Raw genomic sequence first — 13,021 nt, 5'->3', positions numbered from 1 at the left:
ATTAACGTTAACTATTGGATAGGTCTCTGATCCGATTTCCCAACGGTACACTTGGAAAATTTAACGGTTTTCAGAGGTATTTGATAGCCCAGAATTACATACAAAAGGCTCCTACAAGTTCGCCTTGATCATATTTTCCAGCACTTGCAGGTGATCCGTAAATGCTTTTTGCCCAGCGTCTGTGGCTTTGTAGGTTGTCAGGGGCTTTCTGCCTAGGAACTGCTTTTGGAATTCAATGTATTTTGTTTCTTCCAGTGCCTTTAAATGGGAGGCGAGGTTGCCGTCGGTTAGCTGCAAAAGTTCTTTTAATTCATTGAAACTGAGCGAATCGTTGACCACAAGCACAGACATCAGCCCAAGCCTAATTTTACTCTCAAAAACTTTATTAAACTTCTCTAACCACTCCATTTGTTACGGGCCGAAGGCCCCGTTCTTGGCGACAAATTTTATCTGTTAAGCTCCATGAACAGCATTGCATCCCGGTTTCGAAGCCAAACTGCCTGGTCACGCTGATTGTTTGCACGCGTTGTGAGCAGCGTCGAAACAAATCCGGTGCCTAATGATATCCAAAAAAAGGTTTTCACATTATTTCTATTTCCTGAAACGAGCGAGTTAACCGACCCTATGACGCCTGCCAGGGATAAAACATAAGCAATGTTTCTTGTCCGGCGTGAGCTTTTATAAAGTTGAAGCCCGCCTTCCGAGATGATAAACTCCTGTTTCAGCGCCCTTTGTCCTCTGTACAATACATTGTTTTTCACAAAACTATTTCCGCTTTGCAGATAAAGGGTCTCCTTATCATACCATTTTTTAGCCATTACCACGGCGCTGTCGGAAACGGACTGGCCGTTGCTGACAAAGGAAAACAACAATAACGCCACGCAGATGAGGCCTTTGGCAACCGTTTTGTTGCTGCTTAACTTTTCCCTTTCGTATCGGTTGTACATGGTAAGGCCATAAATAATGTGCAGTACGCCAAATCCCAGCGCCCAGAAAAGCAGGGAATAGTGGGTCATGAAAAGCGTAAGGCTGCCGAGTGCAATTTCGCAGATGCCCATGTAAAAGAGCTCCGGGTAAGTGAATTTGCTCGCATTAACCAGTGCAATGCCGTAAAAAATCAATGTTGCAGGAAATACGATCCATAACATGCGATGGTAAAGCAGCATGGCCAGGCAAAAGATTCCGCCTGTTAAAAGTGGAACAAGCATGCTGATCAACAATCTTTTTGAACTCCCGTTCCAAACAGTAAGCCCTCTTTTTTTCCCTTTGCGGACAGTCAGAATAATGCCGGCAGCCAGTGATAGGATCAGGACACAAATGCCGTCCGCAATCAAAAATCGGGCAACATCCTGCTGGCTGTTATCGCCATAAGGTGCAGCCGGCGACGCGACGGCAACGAGCCAATCGGTTTTGAATTTTACATAGGCTACCGCGGCTCCGATCAGCGCAAAAACACCAATAAACACACCGCTTAACCCGCTTAGCGACAAGAACTTTGACGACCGCTCCATCAGGCTGCGGATCTCATTCAGGGTGTGCAGAGAGTCCTCGTTCGTATTCATAGAACAGATTGTAAAAAGGTGTTATATCAAAAAAGGAGCAAAAATTTTGGGACAAAAATAATCAGGCCGACAAGCACCGCGGAGATTGCTAAGAGCAGCACCGCCGCCGCAGCAGTGTCTTTCACAACCTTTATAACAGGATGATAATCAGGCATAACGAGGTCTGCCAGTTTTTCAATGGATGTATTAAATGCCTCAGCAGCCAGCACCAGCGCAATTTGAATGATAATGACGGTCCATTCAACGTTTGATATATCGAAGAAAACACCGGCCATCAAAACCAGTATGCAGGCCATCAAATGGATGCGTGCATTGTTCTCGTAGCGAAATAGATTGTAAATCCCCACACCCGCGAAGCGAAAACTGCGTGCGGCTTTAAGAAAATCTATGGGTCCGTTCATTTTGTTTGATTTCTGCGAAAATATGGACGCAAAGTACAACAACATCAGCACGAACGAAAACGTCAATGCGTGTTTTGTGCCTTCCCTTTCGCAAAAGTGAGCTGGATTATTTCTTATTAACCTCGTCAAAAGCTTTCATCATCGCCCATTCCCTTCCCGCTGTGTTTGCTTTGAAAGTTTCCAGGCAGCCACGGTCTTGCAAGGTAATGTAACAAGTTTTGCCATTTTTGCCGCCGAAGCAAATGTTGGAAACCTTCTTACCAATGGTGGTAATGGTCTGGATTACTTTGCCTTCAGGAGATAGCACGGCAACTTCGCCTTTTCCATGCCTTGCAATGTAAAGATTGCCTTCGACATCGCAGCGCATGCCATCCATTCCGCCGTCTTCAAATTTGTGTAAAAGCGTCTTATTGGATAAAGATCCATCTGGTGCCAGGTCGAAAACCCACACATTCCTTTGCACACTTTCGTTTACATACAACTTCTTTTCATCCGGGCTGACGTCTATTCCGTTGGTAGTCCCCATATTTTCGGCTACCAACCGCGTTTTGCCTTCGGGTGACACGTGCCAGATCTGCCCCGTTCCGTCTTTCCAGTTTGGGTCAGAACAGAAAATGTGACCTTTTGCGGTGATAGCAAGGTCATTGGGCTGGTTCATTTTCGGTTCATTGGCAAAGACCGAAATGTCCTTTGTGAGCAGGTTCACTTTAAGCACATTATGCCCTGTAAAATCTGCTACGAAAAATGTGTTTTTGTCGGCAAAGCGTATGCCGTTACCCGTGCTGCCCTTGGGAAGGGTCACAAAAAAGCTCGCATTGCCTTTCCGGTTCATGATCGCCACAGTCCCATCGCGTGCGAAATTCACTGCATATACGTTTCCTTCACTGTCAACCGCCGGACCTTCACAATTGCTTGTGAATTCACCTTCGTTGGAGAATTTTTTGCTTTTCGTTTGTGCAAAAGAAATCTGAGCAAAAACGGTGCAGGAAATTAGGAGGAGCAAAAATTTATTCATGATCAAGAATTTCAATGCACTAATTTTTCCATTTGATCGCGCAACCAACCGGCTTGGTAATGGTTGTAACGACAGGTTTTCCAGTCAAAAGATTACTAACCGCTTCATCTGCGTATAACTTGGTAACTCCGGCCGGGTCTTGCGGATTATCGTCGATCATACCAATGTAACGAACCGTGAATTTGGCGCCGTTTTTTTGCAAAATATAAACCTGCGGCGTGCGCCCTGCACCAAACGCTTTGGCAACCTGCTGCGATTCATCCACCAGGTAAGGATAACCATATCCTTTTGAGGCAGCACGCTCTTTCATTTTCTCAAATGTATCATCCTGATGCGTTCCCGGATCGCTCGGGTTAATGGCAATAACAGGAAAACCCTGTGCGGCAAATTTATTGTTCAATGCGATAATCCGGTCTTCATAAGCTTTGGCAAAAGGGCAATGGTTGCTTGTAAAAATCACAATGACGCCTTTTGCGTTATTGAAATCAGTTAAGGAAACCATATTCCCATCCGTATTTTTCAATCGGAAAGCGGCGGCGGCGTCACCGACCTGATAACCTCCCGTTTGCTTTATTTCAGTCAGTAACAACCTCAGATCAGCAGCATTTAGCTGCGAACACAATCCTACTCCTGCAACCATTAAAATCCATAACCAAATTTTCATTTTTTTGCTTTTTAAACGCATTCTTATGGTTAGACGTAAATTTTGGAATAAAGTAACAGTTGAGATTGTTAAGTTTTGTTAATGCAATGATTGAACGCTGCGACAGCCGGTAATCATATAAAGGTAATGTTTTGAGCAAGTTTAACTATAAGGCGGCAAATAATTATACGTTACCCTTCGAACTTGTTGAAGATTTGCGCTAAAGCATTGTAATTCTGTATGCAAGTGTCTATCTTTGCACCTCATTTTAGAAATCAGTTTTACATAATTTATTAACATGTACGCAATCGTAGAAATCGCAGGTCAGCAATTTAAGGTTGAAAAGGGTCTCGAAATCTTCACGCATAGGCTTGAAGGTGACGTGAACGCTGCTCTTGTGTTTGACAAAGTCCTTCTGGTTGACACCGCAGGCACAGTACAGGTAGGTCTTCCAACAGTTGCAGGCGCTTCTGTTAAAGCAACTGTCCTTGAACACCTTAAAGGTGAAAAAGTGATCGTCTTCAAAAAGAAAAGACGTAAAGGTTACAAAGTTAAGAATGGTCACCGTCAGTATCTGACGAAGATCAGCATTGACGAGATCGTAGCTTAATCAGTTTTAAATAAAGAAATTATAATTAATAGTTAAGATATCATGGCACATAAGAAAGGTGTAGGTAGCTCGAGAAACGGACGTGAATCGGAAAGCAAGCGTCTGGGCGTAAAATTATTCGGTGGCCAGGTTGCCAAAGCAGGAAATATCCTGGTTCGTCAGCGTGGAACCAAGCACAATCCTGGTAATAATGTAGGCATCGGCCGTGACCATACTTTATTTGCATTGGTTGAAGGCAATGTAGTGTTCCGTAAGACGCGTCAAAACAAGTCATACGTTCACATTGAACCGCTTGCAGTTGCAACTGAGGCTCCTGTAACAGCAGAAGCTTAGTCAGCAAAGGTCAGGAATCTGGCATTGAAAGAACCCGAAGGATATTTAGTCCTTTGGGTTTTTTTATGTTTAAAGGAAGGCATCAAACCAAAACCCTTATTTGCTTGTTTAACCTACACAAAGTCATTTACCCGTTTAAAACATACTTACCAAGACAATGCTAACACGCCCGGTTTTTGTATATACAGAATTAAGTCCAAACCCTAACTCGATGAAGTTTGTGCTCAACTTTGAGCTGGTGCCCGATGGACTTTCGTTTGACTATCCCTCATTGGAAGCCGCTCTGGAAGAAGGAAAAGCTTCACCACTAGCGTCTGATCTCTTTCAGTTTCCGCATGTAAAAAGGGTTTTTATCGCCAGCAATTTTGTCACGATCACCAAGGACGATGCCATAGCATGGGAAGAGGTTTTGCGTGATACAAAGCAATTTATCAAGATTTATTTTGAAGAAAACCATCCCGTTTTCGAACAACAGACAATTGACAAAAATACATTGATCGTTGATGAAAGGGATTCTGATACAGTGCAAAAAATTAAGGCAGCATTGGATCAATATGTTCGCCCGGCGGTGGAATCGGATGGCGGTGCGATTAATTTCCATTCCTTTAATGAAGATTCCGGCGTTGTGAAGGTGTTGCTTCAGGGATCCTGCAGCGGCTGCCCTTCTTCTACCCTGACATTGAAAGCGGGCATTGAAAACCTGCTTACGCGTATGGTTCCGGATGTGAAGGAAGTGGTTGCGGAAGGCGTTTAAAAAACATGAAACCCATATATAGAAACCCTGTCATTCACTGGCAGGGTTTCTTTTTTTGTGCCGTTTCACTAGTTTCGGCGTATGAAGCAGCCGCTGCAACAATTTTTGGATCAAATTGAAAGTCTGCAATCCAATGGCACCCGTTATTTTCCTGAGGGGATTTTTCCTGCGCACAGGGAAAACAAACTGATCGGTTACCACCGGCCGGATACGACCATTTTCTTTTCCGCGATCTCTTGCTTCACATTACAATCCATTGCAAAATATGCCGACCCGGAACAGCAAAAAACCATAGGACGGATCTGCAAAAATGTAATCAAGAATTACCCGGATTTCCAGAACAAAGACGGCCTCAAAACTTACAACTTCTGGAAGACCAGGCCGTCACGACACTTCCCGAATGGCCACATTTTCCATCGTTTTGAACATTTTCGTATTCCTGACGATGTGGATGACACCGCATTCATTTACCTCACAACCAGCCCTGCAGCTAATGAACTAACATGGCTGAAAGAGAAACTCAAACTGCACGCTAATGGAACGAAGCTAAGCGTTCGCAATACATTTGAGGAATATAAAAGCTTGAAAGCTTACTCCACATGGTTTGGCAAAAACATGTATGTGGAATTCGACGTTTGCGTCCTCAGTAATTTAATGTATTGCATTCTCCGGTACAATCTGCCTCTGAATGAGCATGATGAAGATAGTCTGCATTACATCCGCTCGGTTATAGAAACAGATCGATACATTACTATGCCGTTTCGATGCGCACATCAATATCCGCGAACGCCACTCATTATTTACCACGTCGCACGCCTGATAGCAGCTTTTGATCCGCCTGCATTGCAGCCGGTTAAAAGCAAATTCATTGCCGATGCACAGCGCATTTTAAAAACCACCAATCATGCGATGGATAAGGTGATTATTTCTTCTTCGCTGATCCGGCTTGGTGTAAAAACCGAGCGCATTGACATTGAAAATTTCACCAAAACCGATTTTGACGGCTTCTTTTTCTTTATAGCCGGCCTCCTTACCGCTTACGAGCACCCAATCCTTTACAAGCTCGCTATTAACCCGTTATTTCACATGCATTGGATCTGCGAAGCACATTGCTGGACACTTCTGGCAGAATATGAGACACTTTGGAACAACGCTGCACAAAATATGCGTTAAACTTTCATTCCCCTAACTGACTAATAACGCAATGTCCGAAGCCACGATTTCTTTGCAGGTAAAACAAATTATCCAGGAAGCAACCGACGCAAAGACATTCGTTTTTGAAAGAACGAACAAGCAGCCATTCACATACAAAGCCGGCCAGTTCCTTACATTCCTGATTCCCATGCACGGTCGCGAAACCAGGCGCTCGTATTCCATGAGTTCTGCACCTGATGTGGATGAAGACCCGGCCATAACTGTGAAACGTGTTCCGAATGGTGAAGTATCGCGCTTCTGGATTGATACTGTAAAAGTTGGCGACCAGTTTAATGTATTGCCGGCTTCGGGCAGGTTTGTATTGGAAGAATCCTTCGGAACGCCTCGCGACATTGTGCTGATAGCAGCTGGAAGTGGCATCACACCACTTTTTTCTATTTTAAAACAAGCCCTGGTCCAGGAAAAGGAAAGCAACATTACATTGGTATATGCCAGCAGGAACGTGCGGCATGCGCTGTTTCATGACCAGATCCGGCAATGGCAGGAGCAATTTCCGGAAAGGCTGAATGTCGTCCACATTCACAGTCAGCCGCTGGATGACTGGAATGGCCTGCGGGGGCGTATTAACAACACCAGGCTCGAACAACTGGTCAACAAATCGTTGCGCTTCCAGCCCAGGAACGCACGTTTCTTAATTTGTGGGCCTTATGAGCTGATGCGTTCGGTGGAAATAACATTGCATTTCATGGGCTTTTCGTCCTTACAGATCCGGAAGGAAAATTTCATTATTCCTGCTGCGCCACCGCCCCCGCCCGTTTCCTACCCGCACGTGATCAAGCTTAATTTTCGGGGCGAGGTGCACGACCTTTTTGTTCCTGCCCACACCACCGTATTGGATGCAGCCCTGGCGGCGGATATTAGGCTGCCTTACAGCTGCAAAGGCGGAAGATGTTCGACATGTGCCGGGATATGCAAGTCCGGAAAGCTGCATATGAGTGTGAACGAAGTGCTTACAGACCGTGATTTGGAGGAAGGATGGATCCTGACCTGCTCAGCCTATGTGGATTCCGCAGATGTTTCAATTGACATTATCTAAATCATTTCAAGCAAAAAGCGTACGAATGTGAGTTCGTACGCTTTATTATGGATTTAGGATTAGCAGGAAATTGGTGTAATTCTGGAAAAGGCTAAAGGTTAGGCTCTTTCAAGTGTTAAGGACGAGGAACGTAGAATATTATTTTATTTGAGATCTTCCTGACAAAATTAATTGTAAAAATGGTTAATCCAATCAAAAATCAAAAAAGTGTTCGAGCACACACGCAAAATGTGTTCTCGGGATCGTACCCGAAAGCGCAGATGTAAATGCATTTGCACTGCGTAAAACTAAACTCTATTAAGGACAATCTCAAATTTATTATAAATAAAATTTGAAAAGTATTGTGCCAGACACATTAGTTTGTTCTAAACTATTTATCCTTCAAATAAAAATTTGATATTCGTCCTGGCAACCGCACATGAAGGATACAGACACCCCAAGAAAGTGAAAAAGAGAATCGTCAGAATAAAAGACATAGCAGAAAAGGCCCAAACGTCAAAAGGAACCGTAGACCGTGTATTGCACAATCGAGGCAGGGTTGCCGATGATGTGCGTGAGCGTATTTTGAGCATTATTAAAGAGCTTAACTATGAGCCTAATTTCATTGCGCAATCATTAAAATCCCAGAAGACTTACAATTTGGCAGTCCTTATCCCTGACCCTGATGCGGATTCATACTGGGAAGCACCGAAAATCGGGCTTGAAAAGGCGGAAAAAGAATTACGGCAATATGGCGTATACATTACCCTGTTCATTTTCAATTCGCATGAGGAACAGTCATTTATCGCAAAGGCTAAGGAAGTTTCCAAAGAGCATCCCGACGGACTTTTGATTGCACCGGTTTTTTACAAAGAAGCATTGCCTTTTTTCGAAGAATGGGCGAATCTGAATATTCCTTATGTGCTATTTAATACGCAGATCGAGCATGTTAACCCGCTTTGCTACATTGGACAGGACTCGTATAGAAGTGGTTCGTTGGCAGCAAAGATCCTGAGTTTCGGATTGCAGTCGCCGGGGACCGTTTTGGTGGCGCACGTGAATGAAGACATTTCGAACTCTGCCCATTTGATCACAAAAGAAGCTGGTTTCCGGGATTATTTTAAGGCCAGTGACGACGCTGCTTACAAGGTGATCAGCAAAGAGATCAATTTCCCGGATGGAGAGACGCTCGATGACCAGTTGGATGCGATCCTGACAGACGAACCTGAACTGAAGGCCGTTTATGTTACCAATTCCAAAGCATTCGAAGTGGCTTCCTATCTGGAAAAAAAGGCGTTAAAACACATCAAATTGGTGGGTTATGACTTGTTAAAGCCGAACCTCAACTTCCTGGAAAAAGAGATTATTAACTTCCTGATCAACCAAAATCCGCTTGGACAAGGTTACTGGGGAATTCATCAGCTGGCTAACTTCCTGGTGTTTAAAAAGGACATTCAGCCGATTAAATTCCTGCCGCTGGACATTATCACCAAGGAAAACCTGGATTACTACCTGGATCCGCAATAAGGTTTGTCAAATCAGCAGGGTTTTACCAAATAACGCTGCTTACAAATCGCCGAACTGGCTGTACATTTCTTTCAGTTTAGGTTCGGTTTCCTTGGCGCGGATATCCTTACGCAAAGCCGCTACGCCTTGAATGTCTGTCAGCAAGCCCAAAGCCTGGAATGCGCCAAATCTTACAAAATAGGAAGGATTTTCACGCGCCAGCCCTTCCAAAACGGGAATGCTCTTACGCTGCACATCCTGCTTGGATTTGATCAGATACTTTCCAAAAACCTGCAAGAAATTATACTTTTCCGTAGGTTTCATCGCCTTCATCTTGTCTAAAAACCAGTCGAACCGCTCTGGCTGGGCAAGTCCTGCATAATAGTTGCCGACAGACGTTACAATGGCATCATTGGGGCTGTTTTCAAACTGGGCTGCTATTTCATTTGCATCGGTCGGTTGCGCCATCAGATATTTCTCGATCGCCACCGAAACGACCTGGTAAGAACTGTCACTTAATGCTTCCCTGAAAATAGAATCGCTGTTGTTGTCACCGAAAGAAGCCAAGGTGATCATTGCTTCCGAGCGCACTTGCGGATGTGCGTCCTGCCTTGCAGCGCTCTGGATCACCTTTTCAATATCGGCAAAACCATCGCCATCATATTCCGCAAAATTACTGATCGCCATCTGACGGAATTTCCAGAAAGGGTCCGTCATGGCTTTTACCAGAATTCCCCTTGCTAATGTATCTGTAAGGTTTCCTTCCAACGATGCCAGCGCTTCATATTTATGTAAGAACCGGTCGCTATGCGTGTATTGGAACTCCATTTCACGTCTGTTCTTTTCATGCTCCACAACGCCAAGCAACTGCGCTTCCGCATCGAAAACAACCAGATCAGGCTTTTTAGCAGCAGGGAATTCGAGTGTTTGGTTTACCTTGTCCACCACTACATTGTACTGGTTTTTCTTACCGCTAACCCAAACATCCACTTTCAGCGGAAGCCTGTAAACCGTCGTTGCCAGCGTGTCCTGCGTTTGTTTTAATTTCAAAAGCACTTTACCCGTTGCCGCCGCGTATTCCTGCTGGATTTTAATGGCTGGGTGCCCCGGCTTGTGAAACCATTGGTCAAAAAACCAGTTCAGATCTTCTCCCGTAACTTTCTCGAAAGACATTCTCAGATCATCGATCTCAGCAGTTCCGAATGCGTGACTTTTTAAATAATGCTGAAGGGAGGCAAAAAAAGCATCATCGCCTACATAGTTGCGCAGCATATGCAGGATTCGGCCGCCTTTGGCGTAGGAATGGCTGTCGAACATATTTTCCCGATCCTTATAAAAATAGCGGATCATCGGCACCTGCTTTGTTTCGGATTCAGCCAGATAAGCTTTCATTTCCTGCAAGTTCTGCCAGTCTGCTTCGTATTTTCCATTGTTATACTCGCTCCAGAGATATTCGGAGTAATTTGCAAATGACTCATTCAAAGGAAGTTGCCCCCATTCTTCGGCGGTAACATAGTCCCCAAACCAGTGATGCGCCAATTCATGGGCAATCACCGCGTCCGAGTTTCCGTCCACAAGCGACCGGGCGACATTTTGAACGCCTTCTTCGTGTACGGTTGCCGTGGTATTTTCCATTGCGCCCGCCACAAAGTCCCTTACGGCAATCTGTGCGTATTTTTCCCAGGGATATTCAATTCCGAAAACGTTGGCAAAAAAGCCCATCATTTCAGGCGTACGGCCGAAGATTGCGTGCGCATCCTGCCCGTATTTTGGCTCAACATAGTAGCTCAGTTCCAATCCGTTTGGCATCATATCCTTGGCAACCACAAAGTCCCCCACGGCCAGCATAGTAAGGTAAGGCGCGTGCGGCAGTGTCTGTTTCCAGTGATCGGTCCGCAAACCTTTTTTGCCTTCCTGCTGCGCAACCAGCAGACCATTTGATAACGTCTTGTACGTGCTGTCTACGGTAATGTAAATGTCCTGTGTAAATTTCTGATTAGGCGCGTCGATGGTAGGAAACCAGCAGCTGCTTCCTTCGGTCTCACCCTGCGTCCAGATCTGCTTGGGCTTACCTTCATCCATGCCATCCGCATTGATAAAATAGAGTCCTTTGTCGGATGCGCTGTCTCCCGGCTTGTCACGCGGAACGTCATTCGGACGCGCTATGTAATCTATTTTGACAAAAACGGTGTCTTTCCTGGTGTAGCTCTGATCCAGCTTGATCAGCAATTTTCGCTTATCATAAGTGTATTCCAGTTTTTTCTTGACTTTTCCCTGAATCTCTTCCGTGGACAATGATCCGTAATCTCCCACCGTGTCCATGAGAGAAATACTTTTTATATCAAAGCCCTTAGCATCCAGTTCCAGTATGTTTTGCGGATAAAAATGAGGCTTGAACATGAGAACGGCCGACGCCGGAACCTGCTGCTTCTCCCAGTCGAATGCGACATCAAGGCGTGTATAAAGAATATCACTTTTCCTTGGCCGCTCCGGACGGTAAGCGCCTTGTGAATAAACTGTTCCCGGGTTCCTTCTTCTCAGCGTATCTGCCACCTCGGCAGCCTGTGAAGGAACGGAGAACAATAGCAATGCTGTGCAAATAACAAAGATCAAACGGCCCAAAAAAAGCCCCCTATCGTGGCCGGTAACGTCTCTTTTCAAGATGATTGTGTGGATGTATGTCAAAATGATTTTGTTAGTATTTTTTATTCTTCTGTTCAAATAAAATATCAGGTCGGCAGGATTCTCCCTGCTTCTGCTGCTCTCCTGGCGGGAATGTACGACACCAGCATTGTTATGATAACGACAATAACGCCCGTATAGAGTATATCTGCCCATATTAATTTAACGGGATAGGCATCCACCAGTGACGTTGCCATTCCCATTGAAACAAATCCATATTTCAATTGCAGTACGCATAGTAAAATTCCACCGCCAAGCCCTGCCAGCGCACCAGACAACGCCACAATTGCTCCTTCTGCGAGAAAAATTCTCCGGATCAATCCCGGCGTGGCGCCTAATGCATATAGCATGGAAACGTCCTTCTTTTTCTCAATGGCCAGCATGCTGAGCGAAAAGAAAATGTTGATCGCAGCTACTAAAATAATGAAAGACAAGGTTATAGCCACAAAAAGTTTTTCCAGACGGATCGCGCGAAGCAAGTCGGAGTTAAGCGAATCCCTGTCTCTGACCACAAACCGGTCACCCAATTGATCCGCAATCCTCCTGCTTACCTTTTCTTCCTTGTAACCTGGCATAACCTGCACTTCCAGCGAAGATCTTTCACCTTCATATCCCATCAGTTTTTCGACCAATGCGATTGGCGCGATCACGTAATCATCGTAACGTGTCTCTATAAAAAATATGCCGCCAGGCCTCAGCATAAGGTGGTTAAATGCTTCCGAGGAGGTAAGGTTTAATGTTTTGGAGCCGGTTTTGGGATACATTAATTGTAGTGGCGTAATAATGTCTTCCAAAGTAATGGATAAAGCATTCCTGACGCCTTCCGCAATGATGCCATACGGCGTGCCGCCCTGGCCATAAAGTTTTAATGTTCCTTCAATGATCGCCGTATCAAGCTGGCCCTGCCGCTGAAATGTGCTGTCAACGCCTTTGAGGCGTACAATGATCTGCTGGTTGCCATATTGGGCAAGCGCGTTGTCTTCCACAACCTGCGTAACCAGCCTGACGCCTTCAACGGATCTGACCTTTTGAATCAATGCATTGTCTGTTTTAAATCGTTTGCCTTCTGCGGGCGTGATCTTAACGTCCGCATCGAAGGTTTTGAAGATTTTCCTGTTCAGGTCCTCCATTCCATTAAAAACAGAAAGCACGACGACCATAGCCATCGTTCCAACTGCCACACCAGCCATAGCGATGCGGGCTATGACACTGATGAAGCTGCGTTTGTTCCGGGAAAAAAAATAGCGGACAGCGATCCTGTACGAAAGATGCATTAGGCAGGAGC

General features: G+C 45.1%; 13 protein-coding genes. 6 read left to right on the top strand and 7 right to left on the bottom strand.

The features are described from left to right. Positions 1-111 precede the first annotated feature (111 nt). From G395_RS0123625 to G395_RS0123605, 5 genes are all read right to left on the bottom strand, one after another. On the bottom strand, positions 112-408 hold the full coding sequence (locus G395_RS0123625) for a winged helix-turn-helix domain-containing protein (RefSeq protein WP_026632326.1): 297 nt from the start codon (positions 406-408) through the stop codon (positions 112-114). Between the two features lie 38 nt (positions 409-446). Beyond that, positions 447-1,562 (bottom strand): hypothetical protein, encoded by a 1,116-nt coding sequence (locus tag G395_RS33030; RefSeq protein ID WP_026632325.1) that lies wholly within the window; start codon positions 1,560-1,562, stop codon positions 447-449. 26 nt (positions 1,563-1,588) lie between these two features. Then, on the bottom strand, positions 1,589-1,963 hold the full coding sequence (locus G395_RS0123615) for a diacylglycerol kinase family protein (RefSeq protein WP_026632324.1): 375 nt from the start codon (positions 1,961-1,963) through the stop codon (positions 1,589-1,591). 106 nt (positions 1,964-2,069) lie between these two features. Then, positions 2,070-2,978 (bottom strand): SMP-30/gluconolactonase/LRE family protein, encoded by a 909-nt coding sequence (locus G395_RS0123610; protein WP_035361947.1) that lies wholly within the window; start codon positions 2,976-2,978, stop codon positions 2,070-2,072. Positions 2,979-2,997: 19 nt separating this feature from the next. Then, complete coding sequence (locus tag G395_RS0123605) at positions 2,998-3,642, bottom strand: thioredoxin family protein (RefSeq protein ID WP_026632322.1); 645 nt, start codon at positions 3,640-3,642, stop codon at positions 2,998-3,000. A gap of 277 nt (positions 3,643-3,919) precedes the next feature. Here G395_RS0123605 and rplU point away from each other — a divergent pair, with 277 nt between their 5' ends. The 6 genes from rplU (at position 3,920) to G395_RS0123570 (ending at position 9,075) form a co-directional block, all read left to right on the top strand. After that, the gene (gene rplU / locus G395_RS0123600; RefSeq protein WP_026632321.1) at positions 3,920-4,231 is read left to right on the top strand and encodes a 50S ribosomal protein L21; all 312 of its coding nucleotides are present in this window, start codon (positions 3,920-3,922) and stop codon (positions 4,229-4,231) included. A 42-nt stretch (positions 4,232-4,273) separates the two neighbouring features. Then, positions 4,274-4,564 (top strand): 50S ribosomal protein L27, encoded by a 291-nt coding sequence (gene rpmA / locus G395_RS0123595; protein WP_026632320.1) that lies wholly within the window; start codon positions 4,274-4,276, stop codon positions 4,562-4,564. A gap of 157 nt (positions 4,565-4,721) precedes the next feature. After that, entirely contained in the window at positions 4,722-5,318 is a 597-nt protein-coding gene (locus G395_RS0123585; protein ID WP_026632319.1) for a NifU family protein, read from the top strand. A gap of 81 nt (positions 5,319-5,399) precedes the next feature. Then, on the top strand, positions 5,400-6,491 hold the full coding sequence (locus tag G395_RS0123580) for a hypothetical protein (protein ID WP_026632318.1): 1,092 nt from the start codon (positions 5,400-5,402) through the stop codon (positions 6,489-6,491). A gap of 31 nt (positions 6,492-6,522) precedes the next feature. Further along, positions 6,523-7,569 carry a ferredoxin--NADP reductase gene (locus G395_RS0123575; RefSeq protein WP_026632317.1) on the top strand — a complete coding sequence of 349 codons (1,047 nt, stop codon included), beginning with the start codon at positions 6,523-6,525 and terminating at the stop codon, positions 7,567-7,569. 444 nt (positions 7,570-8,013) lie between these two features. Continuing rightward, a complete protein-coding gene (locus G395_RS0123570; protein ID WP_026632316.1) occupies positions 8,014-9,075 on the top strand; it encodes a LacI family DNA-binding transcriptional regulator in 1,062 nt (353 codons plus the stop codon). A 39-nt stretch (positions 9,076-9,114) separates the two neighbouring features. Here the strand turns inward: G395_RS0123570 and G395_RS0123565 are convergent, their stop codons facing one another. Together G395_RS0123565 and G395_RS0123560 are read right to left on the bottom strand one after the other, a co-directional pair. Beyond that, positions 9,115-11,739 (bottom strand): M1 family metallopeptidase, encoded by a 2,625-nt coding sequence (locus G395_RS0123565; RefSeq protein ID WP_229204271.1) that lies wholly within the window; start codon positions 11,737-11,739, stop codon positions 9,115-9,117. A 44-nt stretch (positions 11,740-11,783) separates the two neighbouring features. Beyond that, a complete protein-coding gene (locus G395_RS0123560; RefSeq protein WP_026632314.1) occupies positions 11,784-13,010 on the bottom strand; it encodes an ABC transporter permease in 1,227 nt (408 codons plus the stop codon). Between the last annotated feature and the right edge of the window lie 11 nt (positions 13,011-13,021).

Origin of the sequence: Dyadobacter alkalitolerans DSM 23607 (genome assembly GCF_000428845.1) — a bacterium.
Classification (GTDB): domain Bacteria; phylum Bacteroidota; class Bacteroidia; order Cytophagales; family Spirosomataceae; genus Dyadobacter; species Dyadobacter alkalitolerans.
This window is presented reverse-complemented; position numbering and strand designations above follow the sequence as displayed.

What these genes read in the sequence shown, in the direction of transcription:
- G395_RS0123625 (WP_026632326.1), bottom strand. Translation starts at nt 408, where the DNA reads ATGGAGTGGTTAGAGAAGTTTAATAAAGTTTTTGAGAGTAAAATTAGG.
- G395_RS33030 (WP_026632325.1), bottom strand. Translation starts at nt 1,562, where the DNA reads ATGAATACGAACGAGGACTCTCTGCACACCCTGAATGAGATCCGCAGC.
- G395_RS0123615 (WP_026632324.1), bottom strand. Translation starts at nt 1,963, where the DNA reads ATGAACGGACCCATAGATTTTCTTAAAGCCGCACGCAGTTTTCGCTTC.
- G395_RS0123610 (WP_035361947.1), bottom strand. Translation starts at nt 2,978, where the DNA reads ATGAATAAATTTTTGCTCCTCCTAATTTCCTGCACCGTTTTTGCTCAG.
- G395_RS0123605 (WP_026632322.1), bottom strand. Translation starts at nt 3,642, where the DNA reads ATGAAAATTTGGTTATGGATTTTAATGGTTGCAGGAGTAGGATTGTGT.
- rplU (WP_026632321.1), top strand. Translation starts at nt 3,920, where the DNA reads ATGTACGCAATCGTAGAAATCGCAGGTCAGCAATTTAAGGTTGAAAAG.
- rpmA (WP_026632320.1), top strand. Translation starts at nt 4,274, where the DNA reads ATGGCACATAAGAAAGGTGTAGGTAGCTCGAGAAACGGACGTGAATCG.
- G395_RS0123585 (WP_026632319.1), top strand. Translation starts at nt 4,722, where the DNA reads ATGCTAACACGCCCGGTTTTTGTATATACAGAATTAAGTCCAAACCCT.
- G395_RS0123580 (WP_026632318.1), top strand. Translation starts at nt 5,400, where the DNA reads ATGAAGCAGCCGCTGCAACAATTTTTGGATCAAATTGAAAGTCTGCAA.
- G395_RS0123575 (WP_026632317.1), top strand. Translation starts at nt 6,523, where the DNA reads ATGTCCGAAGCCACGATTTCTTTGCAGGTAAAACAAATTATCCAGGAA.
- G395_RS0123560 (WP_026632314.1), bottom strand. Translation starts at nt 13,010, where the DNA reads ATGCATCTTTCGTACAGGATCGCTGTCCGCTATTTTTTTTCCCGGAAC.